This window comes from Bacteroides sp. ZJ-18 (genome assembly GCF_011038705.2).
Classification (GTDB): Bacteria; Bacteroidota; Bacteroidia; order Bacteroidales; family Bacteroidaceae; genus Bacteroides; species Bacteroides hominis.
This window is the reverse complement of record NZ_CP072198.1, coordinates 4,875,920-4,894,426: the sequence shown is the minus strand read 5'-3', so window position 1 is coordinate 4,894,426 and position 18,507 is coordinate 4,875,920. Positions and strand designations below refer to the sequence as shown.

15 protein-coding genes and 1 tRNA gene are annotated in these 18,507 nt (G+C 43.9%); 5 read left to right on the top strand and 11 right to left on the bottom strand.

Annotated elements, in window-relative coordinates; genetic code table 11:
* Positions 1 to 22: 22 nt before the first annotated feature.
* On the bottom strand, positions 23 to 685 hold the full coding sequence (ung, locus tag G7Y45_RS19800) for a uracil-DNA glycosylase (RefSeq protein ID WP_165016200.1): 663 nt from the start codon (positions 683 to 685) through the stop codon (positions 23 to 25).
* A 6-nt stretch (positions 686 to 691) separates the two neighbouring features.
* Complete coding sequence (gene asnA, locus G7Y45_RS19795; protein ID WP_005781403.1) at positions 692 to 1,729, bottom strand: aspartate--ammonia ligase; 1,038 nt, start codon at positions 1,727 to 1,729, stop codon at positions 692 to 694.
* Positions 1,730 to 1,947: 218 nt separating this feature from the next.
* Here asnA and G7Y45_RS19790 point away from each other — a divergent pair.
* Positions 1,948 to 2,019 (top strand) — tRNA-Arg (locus tag G7Y45_RS19790).
* Between the two features lie 22 nt (positions 2,020 to 2,041).
* Here the strand turns inward: G7Y45_RS19790 and G7Y45_RS19785 are convergent.
* Complete coding sequence (locus G7Y45_RS19785; protein WP_165016197.1) at positions 2,042 to 2,803, bottom strand: HAD family hydrolase; 762 nt, start codon at positions 2,801 to 2,803, stop codon at positions 2,042 to 2,044.
* Between the two features lie 97 nt (positions 2,804 to 2,900).
* Here G7Y45_RS19785 and G7Y45_RS19780 point away from each other — a divergent pair, with 97 nt between their 5' ends.
* Complete coding sequence (locus G7Y45_RS19780) at positions 2,901 to 3,407, top strand: DUF5035 family protein (protein WP_165016195.1); 507 nt, start codon at positions 2,901 to 2,903, stop codon at positions 3,405 to 3,407.
* A gap of 78 nt (positions 3,408 to 3,485) precedes the next feature.
* Here the strand turns inward: G7Y45_RS19780 and G7Y45_RS19775 are convergent, their stop codons facing one another.
* The 3 genes from G7Y45_RS19775 to lysS form a co-directional block, all read right to left on the bottom strand.
* Positions 3,486 to 4,823 (bottom strand): glucose-6-phosphate isomerase, encoded by a 1,338-nt coding sequence (locus G7Y45_RS19775; RefSeq protein WP_005781398.1) that lies wholly within the window; start codon positions 4,821 to 4,823, stop codon positions 3,486 to 3,488.
* Between the two features lie 25 nt (positions 4,824 to 4,848).
* A complete protein-coding gene (locus G7Y45_RS19770; protein WP_005781396.1) occupies positions 4,849 to 5,844 on the bottom strand; it encodes an NAD(P)H-dependent glycerol-3-phosphate dehydrogenase in 996 nt (331 codons plus the stop codon).
* A gap of 99 nt (positions 5,845 to 5,943) precedes the next feature.
* Positions 5,944 to 7,671: a lysine--tRNA ligase gene (gene lysS, locus G7Y45_RS19765; protein ID WP_005781393.1), complete on the bottom strand. Its 1,728-nt coding sequence runs from the start codon at positions 7,669 to 7,671 to the stop codon at positions 5,944 to 5,946.
* Positions 7,672 to 7,778: 107 nt separating this feature from the next.
* Here lysS and G7Y45_RS19760 point away from each other — a divergent pair, with 107 nt between their 5' ends.
* Positions 7,779 to 9,167 (top strand): MATE family efflux transporter, encoded by a 1,389-nt coding sequence (locus tag G7Y45_RS19760; RefSeq protein WP_175413957.1) that lies wholly within the window; start codon positions 7,779 to 7,781, stop codon positions 9,165 to 9,167.
* Positions 9,168 to 9,246: 79 nt separating this feature from the next.
* Positions 9,247 to 11,457 carry a patatin-like phospholipase family protein gene (locus G7Y45_RS19755; protein WP_032539727.1) on the top strand — a complete coding sequence of 737 codons (2,211 nt, stop codon included), beginning with the start codon at positions 9,247 to 9,249 and terminating at the stop codon, positions 11,455 to 11,457.
* 5 nt (positions 11,458 to 11,462) lie between these two features.
* Here G7Y45_RS19755 and G7Y45_RS19750 read toward each other — a convergent pair whose 3' ends face one another.
* From G7Y45_RS19750 to G7Y45_RS19735, 4 genes are all read right to left on the bottom strand, one after another.
* Complete coding sequence (locus G7Y45_RS19750) at positions 11,463 to 11,639, bottom strand: hypothetical protein (RefSeq protein ID WP_241158999.1); 177 nt, start codon at positions 11,637 to 11,639, stop codon at positions 11,463 to 11,465.
* Between the two features lie 524 nt (positions 11,640 to 12,163).
* Positions 12,164 to 12,517, bottom strand: coding sequence for a hypothetical protein (locus G7Y45_RS19745; RefSeq protein ID WP_044300621.1), 354 nt, complete (start codon positions 12,515 to 12,517; stop codon positions 12,164 to 12,166).
* A gap of 654 nt (positions 12,518 to 13,171) precedes the next feature.
* Positions 13,172 to 13,741 (bottom strand): Crp/Fnr family transcriptional regulator, encoded by a 570-nt coding sequence (locus G7Y45_RS19740; RefSeq protein ID WP_005808429.1) that lies wholly within the window; start codon positions 13,739 to 13,741, stop codon positions 13,172 to 13,174.
* Positions 13,742 to 13,782: 41 nt separating this feature from the next.
* Complete coding sequence (locus G7Y45_RS19735; RefSeq protein ID WP_122330235.1) at positions 13,783 to 15,135, bottom strand: MATE family efflux transporter; 1,353 nt, start codon at positions 15,133 to 15,135, stop codon at positions 13,783 to 13,785.
* A 163-nt stretch (positions 15,136 to 15,298) separates the two neighbouring features.
* On the opposite strand from G7Y45_RS19735, the gene G7Y45_RS19730 reads away from it, so the two are divergent.
* The gene (locus tag G7Y45_RS19730; RefSeq protein ID WP_005781380.1) at positions 15,299 to 15,928 is read left to right on the top strand and encodes an AAA family ATPase; all 630 of its coding nucleotides are present in this window, start codon (positions 15,299 to 15,301) and stop codon (positions 15,926 to 15,928) included.
* A gap of 87 nt (positions 15,929 to 16,015) precedes the next feature.
* On the opposite strand, the gene G7Y45_RS19725 is transcribed toward G7Y45_RS19730, so the two are convergent.
* Positions 16,016 to 17,680, bottom strand: a complete 1,665-nt coding sequence (locus G7Y45_RS19725; RefSeq protein WP_005821705.1) for a putative transporter — start codon at positions 17,678 to 17,680, stop codon at positions 16,016 to 16,018.
* Between the last annotated feature and the right edge of the window lie 827 nt (positions 17,681 to 18,507).

Here is an 18,507-nt window from a genome sequence, read left to right as displayed (position 1 = left end):
CGTTCATAGATGGCTGTCTTCACTACCAGTTTATCTCTGTTTTTCCGTGGATTTTCAAGTATTCATTCGTTTTGCTGAAATGCTTATTCCCAAAGAAGCCGTTGTAGGCAGAGAGGGGAGAAGGGTGTGCCGAACTAAGTACCAAATGCTTGTTACGATCAATAAAGGCACCTTTCTTCTGTGCATAACTTCCCCATAGGATGAATACCAGATTTTCTCTTTCTTCCGCCAGAGCGCGGATAGCAGCATCTGTAAATTCTTCCCATCCGTGGCGTTGGTGCGAACCGGCCTGATGGGCACGTACTGTCAAAGTAGCGTTGAGCAACAGGACACCTTGTTCAGCCCACCGTGTCAGATTACCGGTGGGAGGAGTTGCCGTACCAATATCTTCTTTTATTTCTTTGAATATATTCACCAAAGAAGGTGGAAAGGCTACTCCATCATTTACCGAGAAACAAAGACCATGTGCCTGTCCGGGACCGTGGTAAGGGTCTTGTCCGATAATGACTACTTTTACTTTGTCAAAGGGACATAAATTGAATGCGTTGAATATCAACTTTCCAGGAGGAAAGATCTGGTACTGGCTATATTCGCTTCTGACAAATTCGGTCAGTGTGCGGAAGTAGTCTTTCTCAAATTCTGGTTGTAAATGAGCTTTCCAGCTCTCTTCTATTTGTACGTTCATAGGCTATTAAATAAGGTGTATATTAAGGGCTGTACATTCACGGCGCATTTCTTCAGGCCAGATACTTGCTTGAATCTCACCGATATGCGCTTTGCGCAAATAGAACATGCATAAGCGTGACTGACCGATACCTCCACCGATAGAGAGTGGAAGGGTATCATCCAATAATCTCTTATGGAAATAGAGTTCCAGTCTTTGTTCTTGATTTTCTTGTTTTACTTGGCGCAAAAGAGCTTCTTTATCCACACGGATACCCATGGAAGACAATTCAATGGAACGTTGTAGTACATCGTCCCATAATAACAGGTCACCGTTCAGGCCGGGTAAGTCGTTCAGCCCTTTGCTGGTATAGTCGTCATAGTCCGGGGCACGTCCGTCATGTTTTTTACCATCACTCAGTTTGCAACCGATACCAATGATGAATACGGCTCCATACTTTTTACAGATGGCATGTTCACGGCATTTAGGTTCCATATCCGGATATAACTGGCGTAATTCTTCAGAGTGGATGAAGTGTAACTTTTGTGGCAGGCAAGGTTTGATCTGCGGATACATTTCGTATACCATATATTCCGTACGGATCATGGCGGCATAGATACGGTTGACAATCTCCTTAAGGAAGTCTGCATTGCGGTCCTCGGCAGTAATCACCCGTTCCCAGTCCCACTGGTCTACATAAAGTGAATGCAGGTTGCCCAGTTCTTCGTCCGAACGAATTGCGTTCATATCCGTATAGATACCATAACCCGGTTCAATGTGATAATCTGCCAAAGTAAGTCGTTTCCATTTAGCAAGTGAGTGGACTACTTCAGCTTGTGCATCACCCAAGTCTTTAATAGGAAATGAGACCGGACGTTCTATGCCATTCAAATCATCATTGATACCCATTCCTTTGAGTACAAAGAGTGGAGCTGTCACACGTCGCAGACGTAATTCCGATGAAAGATTCAACTGGAAGAATTCTTTAATTTGTTTGATGCCCAATTCTGTCTGTTTCAGGTCAAGCAAAGGTTTATAATTCTGAGGTTTTATTAGGTAACTCATAGGTTTATTGATTGTTATTTGTCGGCAAAGATATGAATAATATCTATATCTGTACGAATAATTGGCTAAAATGTTATCAAATTGATCGTTTTATATGGTATAAGAGTTGCAAAATAATATTTGAGGATATGGCGTTCGGTAGATAGATACTACAAAAAATGGTGAATCATTAGGAAAATGCGAAGTTTTTTTATACTTTTGTCGTCGCATAAAACAATGCTCCTGTAGTTCAACGAATAGAATGTAGGTTTCCGGTACCTAAGATAAGGGTTTGATTCCCTTCGGGAGTACGAAGATATAGCTGATAATTATTTAATTATCAGCTATTGTTGTTTTAAGGGGCGGTTGATGTAAGAACCGGGCTAACGCTTCCCATGACTCACATAGAGCTTGCATGGAAGGAAAGAGTAAATCGGCTCCGGAGTTTAACAGTACCTGCCCATCCAATGGACCGGTATTAACAGCAATGGTGAATATTCCGGCTTTGTGTCCGGCCTCCACTCCCAGAGGGGCATTTTCAATAACAATGGCTTCATAAGGCTTTAATCCTCCCTTTTCCAGTGCCATCAGATAGGGTTCCGGATTCGGTTTTCCGTATTTGACGTCGAAAGCAGTTACCATCAGTTCTTGTCGGAACATTCCCGGAAAATTGTGTTCAAGTCTGTCTAATAATGAAGCTTGTCCGGATCCGGTGACTACAGTCGGAATGATACCTTCAGATTTAATTTTTTGTAGTAATTCCCAGGCACCCGGCATGCGTTCGGCTTGGGGATGCTTGTTGAACTCAATGCTCTTTTCATGATAAATACTCTCTATCTCTTTCGGCGTGGCGTCGCGTCCCAGTTGACGCTGACATACGATGTTGATGGTTCCCGCTCCGGTGCGGCCTTCGTGCAAATAAGCTTCTTCTTTGCTCAAATGAAGTCCGTGAGCTTCCATCGTTTTGTGCCATGCTTCGGCGTGATAAGGCATGGAGTTGAAAAGTACGCCGTCCATATCGAAAAGTGCGGATTTCAACTGAATGGATTGATAATGATTTTGTTTGAGATATTGCGTAATTGCTTCCTGAAACATGATATATACCTATTGATTTGGAGTGCAAAGATACGATTATTTTGGTGAATCGAACAGAATATGTATTTTTGCAAAATCTATAAAGTGATATGATTGCATGAGAAAACTATTTTTTCCTTTACTGTCGTTATGCTTGCTGACTACTGCTTGCAAAGATTCTGTCCCCAGTCCTACAATCGAAATGGAAGGGCTTTATATCAATGACGGAGAGATGGATTATGCCCGGCAAATGGAGGCATTACCCCCTCTAAAAGTAGATGATGAACTTGAAATTTCGCTGAAACTGGATGGAAACGGAGAAGAACTAAATACGTTTCTGGTGAAGGAAGAGACTTTGGGCAGTGAGGTAAACGCTGTGGCGATTGATTTTAATGAATTGCCGGAAGAAGCTCTCAGTAATGATAAGGAGTTCACGGATAAGGATAATGGTAAATTAGGTTTTAAAGATGGAGTCTCTCAGACTAAAGTGGGGCTGCGGGCAAAGGTGCAGCAAGTCACCGAGGACGGAGTGAAACTTAAGTTTTACCTTTTTTCCAAGCCCGTCAATTGCGAGGGAGCTAAGTATGAACTGGAAATTAAAACTTCCGAGAATCAAACAGATTAATTGGATGGCCCGATATATAAAAAGAGCGATGCTGTTGGAAGCATCGCTCTTTTTATATATCGGTAATTTTATAGCTTTTTACAGTTTCGCCCGGATTGCTTTTGATTCTTCTTCATATCCCGGCTTGTTCAGCAAAGCAAACATATTCTTTTTGTATGCTTCCACACCCGGCTGATTGAATGGGTTTACGCCCAGCAGATAACCACTGATACCACATGCTTTTTCGAAGAAATAGAGTAACTGTCCGATGCTGTATTCACTCAGTTCAGGAATGACGATACGCATGTTAGGAACACCGCCGTCTACATGAGCCAATTGAGTTCCCAGTTCGGCCATCTTATTCACTTCGTCTACACGTTTGCCTGCCAGGAAGTTTAAACCGTCCAGATTAGCTTCGTCCGAAGGAACTTCCAGCTTATGATTCACTTTATCTACCGAGATCACTGTTTCAAAGATGGTTCGTTCACCTTCCTGAATCCACTGACCCATCGAGTGCAGGTCTGTAGAGAAGTCTACTGCTGCCGGGAAGATACCTTTGTTGTCTTTTCCTTCAGATTCTCCGTAAAGCTGCTTCCACCATTCACTCACGTAGTGTAGTTTCGGACAGAAGTTTACAAGAATTTCTATCTTCTTTCCACTTTTATACAGTTCATTGCGGGTAGCGGCATAGATTGCTGCGGGATTTTCCGCAAAAGGAACCTCGGCTCCACAAGTTTTTTCCATATCGGCGGCACCTGCTACCAGTTTTTCAATGTCGAATCCGGCTACTGCAATAGGCAGCAAACCTACCGGAGTCAGTACAGAAAAACGTCCTCCGACATTGTCAGGGATAATGAATGATTTGTATCCTTCTTTATCTGCGGTGACGCGGGCTGCGCCTTTCTTTGCATCTGTAACGGCAACGATTACTTTTTTGGCCATCTCTTTGCCGCGTTGGTCTTCGCATTGCTTCTTCAGCAAGCGGAACGCCAAAGCTGTCTCTGTAGTCGTACCGGATTTGGAGATATTGATCACACCGAATTTCTTGTCTTTCAGGAATTCTGTCAGTTCATACAGATAATCTTCACCGATATTATGGCCGGCATAGATGATGACCGGAGCTGTTTTCTTTTCCTGCAACCAGGTGAAGCTGTTTGACAATGCCTCGATCACCGCACGGGCGCCCAGGTAACTTCCGCCGATACCGGCTACGATCACTACTTCACAGTTGTCTCTCAATACTTGTGCAGTAGCCTTCAGGTCAGCCAGATGCTCTTTGCTGATAGAAGAGGGCAAATGCAACCACCCCAGAAAGTCATTACCTTTACCTGTGCCGTTTTCCAGCGCTTCCTGTGCGGCTTTAACCTGAGCTTCATAGGCAGAAACCGATTCTTTGGAGATGAATCCAAAAGTCTTTTCAATGTTCAAACTAATCATATCTTTTTTATTTTTACGTTATTAACTATCTAAACGAGTCAGTCAACAGTTTAATTTCAATCATCGGAGATATGCGTTCGTATAAGATGTTGTATACAGCATCGAGTATCGGCATATTTACATGATGATGTTTATTGATTTCCTTAATACATTTTGTTCCGTAATATCCTTCCGCTATCATTTCCATTTCTATCTGGGCACTCTTTACGGAGTATCCTTTCCCGATCATGGTACCGAACGTGCGGTTACGGCTGAAGTTAGAATAGCCTGTTACCAATAAATCACCCAAATAAACAGATTCGTCCACGTTTCTGTTTATGGGATGCACCGTATTTAAGAAACGGTTCATCTCTTGAATGGCATTTGATATCAATACAGCCTGGAAATTATCTCCGTATTTCAGACCGCTGCAAATACCTGCTGCGATGGCATATACGTTTTTCAGTACGGAACTGTATTCAATCCCTATCACATCGTCGCTGACAGACGTTTTGATGAAGCTGCTGCCCAGTCTACGGGCAAAAACACGTGCCTTATCCTTGTCCGGGCAAGCGATGGTGAGATAGGAGAGACGTTCCAGTGCCACTTCCTCGGCATGACAGGGACCAGCCAATACAGCGATGTTTTCGGGAGGAACACCATATTCTTTATTAAAGTATTCCGAAACAATCAGATTGTCATCGGGAACAATACCTTTGATAGCGGTAATAATGAACTTGTCTCTGATCCGTGTTTTCAGCTTTTTCAGGTGAGCTTTCAGATATGGAGAAGGAGTGACGAAAATAAGCGTATCAGATTCTTTCACTACATCGTTGATGTTAGAGCTGAAATTGATGCGCTTCATGTCGAACTTTACGCCTGTCAGATAGGCTGGATTATGTCCGAGTCGTTTAAAATCGGCAATGCGGTCGTCGCGCCTCATGTACCAATTGATAGACTCTTCTTGAGCCAGACACATCTTTGCGATGGCTGTAGCCCAGCTTCCTCCGCCCATTATCGCTATCTTACCGGGTAATTTCATTTCTATAAATTAAGAATTAAAAATGAAGAATGAAGAATGGTGCATGAAAGATAGGGAGACAAATGTTCCGGTTCTTCATCACCATTCTTCATTCTTGATTTATTTAATTTTCTGTATCCACTCGGCTACATCGTTTACTGACGGATTAGTCAGTTCCAATTTGTATTTCTTATTGATGCCACAAATATCCTGATGTAATTTCTGTGGATTTACATCTTTCATATCGGCTACCAGGTTGTATCCGGCTTTTTGAATTGCAGGCACCCAGTCTTCGGCAATGCCTAACTCCATGAATTTGGCGGCACTATCTTTCGGTACGACTTTTTCCGGACGCATCTGCGGGAAGAACAATACTTCCTGGATAGTTGATTGTCCGGTCATCAACATAGTAAGGCGGTCCATGCCGATACCCATACCCGAAGTAGGAGGCATGCCGTATTCCAATGCACGGACAAAGTCTTTGTCGATAATCATTGCTTCGTCGTCTCCTTTTTCACTTAGCTTCATCTGATCTTCAAAGCGTTCCAACTGGTCGATCGGATCGTTTAACTCAGAATATGCATTACACAATTCTTTACCGTTTACCATCAATTCAAAACGTTCTGTCAGTTCAGGGTTGGTACGGTGCTTTTTGGTCAGCGGAGACATTTCGATCGGATAGTCAGTGATGAAAGTCGGCTGGATATAAGTTCCTTCACAGAACTCACCGAATATTTCATCGATCAGTTTACCTTTACCCATCGTTTCGTCGATTTCCATATTCAGTTTCTGGCATACTTCGCGGATTTGTGCTTCGTTCATACCTGTCAAGTCGTAACCGGTATGTTCCTTAATGGCATCCAGCATGGTGACGCGTCTGTACGGAGCCTTGAAGTTGATGATATTGTCACCTACTTTTACTTCAGTAGTACCATTTACGTCCAGACAGATCTTTTCAATCATCTTTTCGGTAAATTCCATCATCCAGTTATAGTCTTTGTAGGCTACATATATCTCCATGCAAGTAAATTCTGGATTGTGCGTACGGTCCATACCCTCGTTACGGAAGTTTTTACCGATTTCATATACTCCCTCAAAGCCACCGACAATCAGACGTTTCAGATACAACTCGCTGGCAATACGCATATAGAGTGGGATGTCCAAAGCATTGTGATGGGTCATGAACGGGCGTGCGGCAGCTCCTCCGGCGATGGCCTGGAGAATAGGAGTTTCTACTTCCATGTAGCCTTTCGAATTGAAATATTCGCGCATAGAACTGTACACCTTGCTGCGTTTCATGAATATATCTTTGATACCTTCGTTTACGGCCAGGTCGACATAACGCTGACGGTAACGGAGTTCAGGATCTTCGAAAGAGTCGTAAGCCACGCCGTCTTTGTATTTTACGATAGGCAGTGGTTTGATCGATTTGGCAAGTACAGTCAGTTTCTGTGCATGAATACTGATTTCGCCCATCTGAGTGCGGAACACGAAACCTTCAATTCCGATAAAGTCGCCTAAGTCGAGCAGGCGTTTGAACACAGTATTGTACATCTCTTTGTCCTCTCCCGGACAGATGTCATCGCGAGTGATATACACCTGAATACGGCCTTTAGAATCCTGTAGTTCGATAAAAGAGGCTTTGCCCATCACGCGGCGGCTCATCATGCGGCCAGCTACAGATACCTGGCGAGGTGCTTCGTCGTCTTTGAATTCGGCTTTAATATCGGTTGAGAAAGCGTTGGTTACATACTCTGCTGCGGGATAGGGTTCGATGCCCATCGCGCGAAGTTCATTCAGACTGTTACGTCGGATGATTTCCTGTTCACTTAGTTCTAATATGTTCATTTCGTTAGATATTAACTCAATTTTGGAGGCAAAAATACGAAACTTTTCTTAGAAATACGGCATTGTAACTCTTATTCTTTATTCTTCACCTTTAATTCTAAATAGATTTGTATCTTTGCACCCTCAAAACAATAGGTATGACAGGACAAAAAACACCCACTGCGCTGGGTACTGAAAAGATTGGAAAACTTCTGATGCAGTATGCCATTCCGGCTATTATCGCCATGACTGCATCTTCTCTTTACAACATGGTGGACAGCATTTTTATAGGTCACGGAGTGGGTCCGATGGCTATTTCCGGACTTGCTCTGACTTTTCCCCTTATGAATCTTGCCGCTGCTTTCGGCTCCTTGGTTGGAGTGGGAGCCGCTACGCTGATTTCGGTCAAACTGGGGCAGAAAGATTATGATACGGCACAACGGGTATTGGGCAATGTGCTGGTACTGAATATCATCATCGGGCTTGCTTTCACCATATTAACCCTTATTTTTCTTGATCCTATTCTTTACTTCTTTGGAGGCAGTGACGAAACGGTGGGCTATGCCCGTGACTATATGAAAGTGATTCTTTATGGGAATGTCATCACCCATATTTATCTGGGGTTGAATGCGGTACTTCGTTCAGCCGGGCATCCGCAGAAGGCGATGGTTGCCACCATTGCTACAGTGGTTATCAATACCATTCTCGATCCTTTGTTTATTTATGGTTTTGGCTGGGGCATCCAGGGAGCGGCCATTGCTACGATTACGGCACAAGTGATTGCCCTTGCCTGGCAGTTCAGGCTCTTTAGCAATAAGGAGGAATTACTCCATTTCCATCGAGGAATTTTCCGGTTGAAGCGAAAAATAGTTTTCGATTCGCTGGCTATAGGTATGTCTCCTTTCCTGATGAACCTTGCATCGTGTTTCATTGTGATTCTGATAAATCAGGGTTTGAAACGGTATGGGGGTGATCTTGCCATCGGGGCATTTGGCATTGTCAACCGTCTGGTATTTCTATTCCTTATGATTGTGATGGGACTGAACCAGGGTATGCAGCCGATTGCCGGATACAATTATGGGGCAAAACTATATCCCCGTGTCACCCGTGTGTTGAAACTGACCATCTATGGTGCGACCATTGTCACCACTACCGGTTTTCTGATGGGGATGTTTATTCCCGACCTGGCTGTGTCCGTCTTCACATCGCACGAAGAGCTGATTCGCCAATCTGCCGAAGGTCTCCGCATTGTGGTACTCTTTTTCCCGATTGTCGGCTTTCAGATGGTCACTTCCAATTTCTTCCAGAGTATCGGGATGGCAAGTAAAGCTATTTTCCTTTCCATTACCCGTCAGGTACTCATCCTGATTCCTTGTCTGTTGATTCTACCGCGTTTTTGGGGGCAGACAGGTGTCTGGATCAGTATGCCGACTTCTGACCTGATAGCCAGCCTGATATCGGCTGCCATGTTGTGGTGGCAGTTCCGTCAGTTCCGTAAAGCGGCTGCCCGGACATAGGATTCTTCAGCCTGTGCTAAACAAATCATTGCCTGCATTTGTCTTTTATCTGTAACGATCTGAAAGCAATGTAACAGCCATGAAAAAGTATGTAAGTTTCTTGTTGGTTTTATTTGTCAGTCTGTTTCTTTTTCTGCCCGCGCATGCGCAGCAGCGCAAATCAGTAGCTGTGGTGCTAAGTGGGGGAGGAGCAAAGGGGGTAGCCCATATCGGTGCCCTCAAAGTGATTGAGGAAGCAGGTATTCCTATCGACTATATCGTAGGTACCAGTATGGGGTCTATCATCGGCGGACTTTATTCCATCGGATATACCCCCTGTCAGCTTGATAGTATGGTCAATCACCAGAATTGGTCTTTTCTGTTGAGTGACCGTATCAGTTGGGAAGATCAAACGATGACTGAACGGAAGAATTCTGAAACTTATATTCTTTCTGTCCCTTTGAAAAAGGATTTGAAGGCGAATGTGTTCGGAGGGGTCATTAAAGGGCAGAACCTGGGTAATCTTTTCTCCGAACTGACTGTAGGCTATCACGATTCCATTAACTTCAACAAGCTGCCTATTCCGTTTGCTTGTGTCTCCGAGAACATTGTGAACGGTGAAGAAGTAGTGTTTCACAATGGTGTCTTGGCTACCGCTATGCGTGCCAGTATGGCTATTCCCGGCGTATTCACGCCCGTTCGTATGGGCGACGAGATACTGGTTGACGGAGGAATGAAAAACAACTTCCCCACGAACATAGCCCGGGCTATGGGAGCCGATGTGATTATTGGTGTCGATGTACAGAATGATCTCCGGACCGCGGATGAACTGAATAATCTTGGTGAGATATTCAACCAGATCATCAATCTGACCGGCCAAACCCGATATGAAGAGAATATAAAATTGGCAACGGTGTATATTAAAGTCGACGTAAAAGGCTATTCTGCCGCAAGTTTCAACATTCCCGCACTCGACACATTGATGCACCGTGGCGAAGAGGCAGCCCGCGCGCAGTGGACTGCTTTGCGCAGACTGAAGAAAGAGATCGGTCTTCCCGAAGATTACGTTGCTCCCCGACACGGTCCGTTTACTTCTTTATGGTCCGAGAAAGATATATTTGTGAAAGAGATCACCTTTGACGGTATCGAAGACAGTGACAAGAAATGGATTATGCACCGCTGTCACCTGAAGGAGAACAGCCGGATGCGTATGGAGCAACTTTATGAAGCACTTGCTACGTTGCGCGGAAGCCAGGCTTATTCCAATGTCAGTTACAAACTGACCGATACCGACCAGGGATATTTGCTACACTTTATTTTGGAAGAGAAGTACGAGCGTAATCTCAATCTGGGGATCCGTTTCGACTCGGAAGAGATCGCTTCATTGCTGTTGAATGTGAGCACCCGCCTCAATACACGTATTCCATCGTGGCTTTCACTGACCGGACGTCTTGGAAAACGCTACCTGGCCCGGGTGGACTATACATTGGCTCCGATGCAGATGCGAAATTTCAATCTCGCTTATCAGTTTGAGTATAACGATATTAATATTTACGATCACGGGAAACGTGCTTATAACACTACTTATAAATACCATTCCGGTGAGTTGGGGTTTTCGGATGTGTGGTATCGTAACCTTCGTTTTGGAGCCGGACTGCGTTTTGAGTTCTTCAAGTATAAGGACTTTCTATATAATGCGGGCGGGCAACAGTTGAAGGTGAAACCCCAACACTTCTTCAGCTATTATGCCCAACTGCATTATAATACATACGATAAGGGATATTTTCCCTCGAAAGGGATCGATCTCCAGGGGAATTATTCACTTTATACCGATAACCTGACACAGTATAAAGGTCATGCTCCCTTTTCTGCTTTGACCGCCTCGTGGGCCAGTGTCTTTTCGGTTACCGACCGTTTTGCTTTGATTCCTTCTTTGTATGGACGTATTCTTATAGGCAAAGATATCCCTTATCCCTATCTGAATGCCATCGGTGGAGATAATTTCGGTCATTACTTGCCTCAGCAACTTCCTTTTGCCGGGATCACCAATCTGGAGATAGTCGATAATTCTGTTATCATAGCCGGTTTGAAGGTACGTCAGCGTATCGGGGGTAAGAATTATGTCACTCTCACCGGGAATGTGGCGTTGCGGGAAGATAACTTTTTTGATATCCTAAGTGGTAAGCCGGTTTGGGGAGGCAGCCTGGGATATGGTTACGATAGCTTGTTCGGTCCGTTAGAGGCCTCTTTCGGCTATTCAAGCAGGGCACACGATGTAGGATTCTATGTGAATCTGGGATATGTCTTTTAGAGTTTTCATCCTTTGCCGTTGATACCGGAGTTATCTTCCTGTTCTTGAGATTCTTCCTCCTCGGCCGTTCCTGCCCGCAGTAAATGCCCGGGGAAGTATTTGGATAGTGGGTAACGGTAAAACGTCATTTGGCTGACGCGGTGTGTAAACTTACGGTCGACGATGAAATATACTTTCGACACCCGTACTTCGTGAGGCAGTACATCCTCCGGGTGTTCAAAGCCATTGCTTGTGATGGAACTCCGGAAAATAAATTAATGCAAAGCCTTCTCATGCGAAAAATGCATTTTGATCTTCCATCTTCCACTTGCTGTTTTAAGGCGAGAATACTGTACAGGCCATTAATTATCAACCATAAACTATGCATTTCTTAAGCAAAATCACCTCTTAAAGCATTTTGTTTTTCCTTCTTGTTCAACCGGAAATGGTGCAATCTACATCCGGTCTCGCGCAGGCGTGCCCATGAGCTCGGGTACACGGGACCGGATAAAGACACCTATACGAATGATTAAATGTTGATAATTAAGGAATTAAATATGTAATAGAATAAAGAAACGATTCATGTGAACTGGTTAAATGAAAGAAAAAGAACCGCTGTCCTCCGGGGGGTAGAGTGGCAGCGGTTCGGCGAGTCAACTGGTTTGGTGAGTCGGATTTAGATTCAAAGTCAATTATAAAAGAGAATTTATTATGAAAGATCAAAGTACTATAGTCCGTCTATAATGACAGGCGTTTTGTGATAATGGTTCTTTTTGCACATTTGATTGATCCGGGATATATATTTGGAAGTGGCATACGCCTGGCTTGGTGTACGTTTCAAGCATGAATATTTCACTTTGTGAATTTCTAAAAAAAGTTCAGCCACAAAGACAATCATGTCTGCACGTTCGATATGGGAGGGTGAACAGAAACACTCTGCATATTCGTAATCCCGGGTAGAGAGGGTATAATGCAGAATCTTTTTACCTCGCTGAAAAATAAAATCCAACCGATACCAACCGTTTGCGTTGGTTCTTCGCCGGTGGAAATACAAGATTTTGATAATAGATTGTTTGCCCATAGCTCAAACGTATATCGGGCAGGGAAGAATGAACGGCCCTGCTGACCCGCTGAACTATCAAACTTTCAAAGCCGAAACAAAGAAAGAAAAATATGCTAACCCATTACGAAGTTAGACACGGGGGCAGAGCCGTTTTTATCCAGAAACTGTAGGTATATAAAATTATACACCTACAGTTAGTGTGAAACAAAGATGATTTCTCTCCTTTGTTTCAGCCTTACAAAAATTTGATAGTTCACCACAAAGATGGTGATAATTTCTGAATTACCATAGCAAACGGCTAAAAAATGTATTACGAAACACTTTTATTGGTGGGATTGTTTGCTGAACGCCGTTAGTATGGGGAGATTTAACGAAAAGAGAGCGGATCTGTGTTTACCCGCTTGCGTTATGTAAATTCAATGCAGAACAAGGAAAAAATATATGCCGACCCATTTTAAACATTCATCAGGACATGGACAGGCAGCCGGCCACCTTCGTGCGAATAAAGAACCTGCTATATTATAATAGATTAGTGAAATGCCATTGCGTCATATATTTCAATTCCCACCGGCTGGCTTGCATATATACTTTCTGTAAACAGGAGTTGATCCTGTATCAGGTTTGACATTTCTTTCTCAAAAGACGATTACATTTTTTGGGGGGAGAGGCTGATCACATCTTTATTTCTCCCCGGATTCTGCTCAGTGACTGTGGCGTTATCCACAGATAGGAAGCTATGTGTTTCAAAGGTACGTTTTGTAGCAGTTCGGGATGTTCTTTGATAAGTGTCAGGTAACGCTCTTTGGCTTTTGGACTTCCGGCACTGATCAACCAATTTTCAGTGCTGAGTAATTGTTGCTCCATCAGGCGGCGTCCCAGATTGGCAAGACCGAGTGATGAGGCATAAAGACCGTTCAATGTTTGTCCGGATATACAATAGGCTATGCTGTCGCACATCACCTCGATTGTGATGTGCGATGCTGTATTTTCCACGTATCCCCATACCGAAAAAGCGGCTTCGCCTTCCCCGGCAAACCAGATGGTGGTATCAACCCCGTCTTTCAGATAATGAGCGCGCCAGATGCCTTGCTTTATCAGATATAAATTTCCGTTTCTGGAACCTTCATGAACAATGACTTCTTTCTTTTTGAAACGCACCTCCTCCATATAATTGAGAAGAGTCTGCGTATCGGTTTCCGAAAGACGATAGCTATTCCTGAATTTTTCAATAAATGTTTCCATAAGGCTCTTTTACATCTGTTTGAACGATGCAAAGATACGCATCATCGGCGAGTGGCGAAAGAGTCTTTCAGGTAAATTCCAATAATCAGCAGCAAAGTCAGCAGTTCGGCAAGAGGGACGGCAAGCCAAATACCTTTTATTCCCAGTATCGGAGGCAGGAGCAGGAAGCCTGTCAACATAAACAATGTTCCCCGGAAAAGGGTGATGACAGTGGCTCGCCGGGCACGTTCGATACTTTGATAATAACCGATACCAACTATGTTGAGTGCAAAGAACAGATAACCGACTGCAAAATACGGAATTCCATCTACTGCAATGTCATACGCTTTGTAACTTTTGTCGATGAATAGTCCTACTATTTCGTGATTGAATACAAGAGTTGCAGTAAAGAATAAAATACCACATCCCAAAGCTGTTTTCAATGCCAGTCGGATGGTACGTGCCACTCTGCCCGGATTCTGTTGCCCGAAATTGTAACTGATGATGGGTTGTGCCGATTGGGCGATGGCGTTGTATACCATAAAGATAATAGGAAAGAAGTAACACACGATGCTGAATGCTGCTACACCACTTTCTCCCAAATGGCTGATAAATACGTAATTCCCCAAAAACATCATACTGGCTATAGATGCTTCGCTGATGAATGCCGAAGAGCCGAGCCTCACCATATAGCCGATATTGCGGAAGGTAAGCTGCATACTTTTCCGGCTAAGTTTGATACGATAAATGCCCACGTTGCGAGAAAAACGGAGTAGATAAATAAGAGTCATCAATCCGCCGACCATAGTTCCCAAACTGGTGGCAAAGGCAGCTCCCATCATCCCCCAACCTAATTGGAAGATGAAAATATAATCGAGTACGATATTGATAATGGCTGACACGGCATTGCACATCATAGCATAGTTGGGCGATCCGTCCAGGCGGATATAAAACATGCCGGCACTCAAAAGCAGATAGAAAACGAGAAAAGGAACATACCAGTTCATGTATTCCACTACCAACGGCAGCAATCGTTCCGAACTGCCGAGTAATCGTCCTATCGGTTCTGCAAAGTAGCAGCAAAGTGCTGATAATACCAGGATCAGGAGGGATGAAAAGGCAAGTGCCTGTGTGATATTGATACTTGCCACTTTTCGTTTGCCTTGTGATAAATGGATGGACGCCACGACAGATGCACCCACTCCGAACATCAATCCGATGCCGGTGGTGATCATAAATAGCGGGGCCGTGATATTGACTGCCGCCAAGGCGTCGCTACCAATTCCTTTACCGACAAAGATACCATCGGTAATTACAAAAATGGCGGAAAAAACCATTCCGAGTACTGTTGGGATCAACAACTTCCTGAACAGTCTCGGGATTTCCATGTTTCCGAAATCAATACTGTCTTTCATAAAATCTATGTTTTTTTTAGCGGATGCAAAGATACGTCTATGGAAAAGAAGAAAAGTTACCAATTGATAAGAAATGCGATGTGCCGGATATTGGTACATTATTTATTTCCTTCTTTCGGAAATAATGTGTATGTTTGCTATTGAACCAATATACAAATGTACTATGAACGGTAATTATGTCATCAATATCGGCCGTCAATTGGGCAGTGGCGGAAAAGAGATCGGGGAAAAACTGGCAGCCAGGTTAGGCATTGATTTTTATGATAAAGAGCTGATTAATCTGGCTTCAGAGGAGAGTGGACTTTGTCGGGAATTTTTCGAGAAAGCGGATGAAAAAGCTTCCCAAGGTATTATAGGTGGATTGTTTGGGATGCGTTTTCCTTTTATCAGTGATGGTGCTATGCCCTGTACCAATTGTCTGAGTAATGATGCTCTCTTTAAAATTCAGAGTGATGTCATCCGGCATCTTGCAGCAGAGAAATCTTGTGTATTCGTGGGGCGTTGTGCCGATTACATTTTGCGCGAACATCCCCGTTGCGCCAATATTTTCATTTCTGCTTCGCACGAAGACCGCGTGGCGCGTTTGTGCCGTATTCATGGCATTTCTGAAGAAGCTGCTGAGGAAAAAATGAATAAGGCAGATAAGAAACGCTCCGAATATTATAATTATTACAGTTATAAAACTTGGGGAGCGGCTGCAACCTATCATCTTTGCATTGACTCTTCGGTATTGGGAATCGATGAAACGGTAAGGTTTATAGAAGAGTTTATAGTTAAAAAACTAAATTTATAAATCAGAATCGGGCATGCTATAATATGTTAATGGCCAACTACGGTGTAAATGAAAACACAGTAATTGGCCATTGCTATTTTTGATTTGTTACATCATTAACAACAAAATCATTTGTCCCGCAAGGATACGGAGGAACATAGACAGCGGATATACTGTAGAATAGCCTACTGCCGGAGCATCGCTACCGGTTGCCTGGTTGGAATATGCCAATGCGGGAGGGTCTGTATTACTACCCGCAATCAATCCCATCAGCATGAAATAATTAATTTTATAGTATGATCGTGCTATAATTCCGATAATCAGCAAAGGGATAATCGTAATCAGGAAACCACAACCTACATAAAGCAGACCGTCTCCATGGATCACAGTATCCACAAAATTAGCTCCGGCTTCGATGCCCACACTGGCAAGGAAAAGAACAATGCCGATTTCACGTATCATCAGGTTGGCACTTTGAGTTGTGTAGGTCACCAGATGTAATTTGTGTCCGAAACGTCCTATCAGGATAGCCACCACCAATGGTCCGCCGGCAAGACCGAGTTTTACCGGAGTCGGCATGCCCGGGAATGCAATGGGAAGGCTGCCGCAAAGGATACCCAGGAAAATACCTACGAACAATGTGACGATGTTCGGTTCGTTAAGGCGCTTCAGTGAATTACCCAGTACACTCGCTACTCGTTCTACAGCATCTTCGGAGCCTACCACCATAACACGGTCACCTACCTGAAGTACCAGATTCGGGTTGGCAAAAAGATCGACACCCGAACGGTTCACACGCGTGATGTTGACATTGTACATGCTGCGGAAGTTCAACATACCAAGTTTCTTTCCATTAATTTCCGGTTTGGTTACCAGAATACGACGGGATACCATCGGCATATCTTGCTTTTCCCAGTCTACTTGCACTTCACGTCCGATAAAGGCTACAATAGCATCTGAGTCTTCTTCTGAACAGACCACAAATAATTGGTCGTTCTGTTCCAGAATAGTACTGTGATTCGGAATGCTGACGTGTCCGTCTTTACGGATACGCGAGCAAACAAACGGACGTCCGAGGAAGCTGCTGATTGTGCCCAGAGTTTTTCCGTAGATGGCTTCATTATGCACTTCCAGGCTCATCAGGTGTGGTTTGTGGTGTGTACCGTCAGTTTCTTGATTCCAGTTTTCTTCTTCTTTGGCGAAATTGATACGGAAGATGTAGCGGACAGCAATGATGGAGCCTATAATACCCACTACTCCTAACGGATAAGCACAGGCATAGCCTAATGCGATCTGTGGCCCGGAGTAGCTCAATTGATTCAGTGCTTCTTGTGCGGCACCGAGCCCCGGGGTGTTTGTGACTGCGCCGTATAGGATACCCACCATCATAGGGAGCTCGATTCTGCCTCCCAGAATGAAATAAAGTGTCATTGCTACGGCGATGTTTAATACCACAATTCCTACGGCCAGCATGTTCAGGGTCATTCCGCCTTTCTTGAATGAAGAAAAGAAAGAAGGCCCCACTTGGAGACCGATACAGAATACGAACAATATCAATCCGAATTCACGGATGAAATGTAGGATATGGGTATCGCCTGTGAAGCCAAAATGTCCCATCAGGATGCCGGCAAACAAAACAAAAGTAACCCCTAACGAAACTCCGAAGATTTTGATTTTTCCCAAATAGACACCTGCTGCCACTACGAAGGCGTAGAGGAAAACAATGTGGGCTACGGAGTTGGGGTTCCATAATAAATCTTGTAACCAATCCATAATATAGTAGTTTATAATTTTTTGTAAACGGGTGCAAAATTAGCTATAACCTCGGAGGTAATCAAATATTTGCCTGCCTTTTATTTTAAGGGAAGCGCGGGGGGACGGCTCTTTCATTTTACAACCGTCTTCCTCCCTTGTCTTCCCTCCCCCTAAAAAAAGCCTTCCATTCGCACACGAGGCTGTGTCGAAACTTTTTTCACCACGGAGTAGCACAGAGCCTTTTTGCTAATAATCAACAATTTAAAATCGCCTCTGTGTCACTCTGTGTCCTCTGTGGTGAGTTTTGACAGCCTCTCGTTATTTCTTTTTTAAGAAAGAATTCGGGCGGCTATTACCGGAGAAGTGTAGTAGATTAACCATTGTCATAAAACTCTTTAGTCCATCCTGCATACCCGGGCCGGTGAGCCCGCATACCCGGGCCGATGGGCCCGCATACCCGGGCTGATGAGCCCGCATGCCCGGGCTGAGATAAAGATCCGGCCATTTGTACTAAAGATAGTAAGGAAAATGAAATGCTTTTAGAGAGATAAACGGATAAGAAATTGGATATATCCATTTGCTTTACAGTCTGTTATCACTGAAATATCCCCTAAAACAGTGGGTGGAAGATGGAAGATAGGGGTGGAAGATAAATGGCATAAAAATCGCATCTTCCACCAAGTTATGTGTCTCACAATCAGTAATATGTGTTCTGAAAGGTGGAAGATGGAAGATCGAAACGTGTTTTTTGTATGAGAGCAAGGCAGGTTAAATGAAAGAGCCGTGGTACGGAGGCGGTGGGTAGTGCGAATTTTCCCTAAAAAAAGCGTAGGGTTTAGACTATT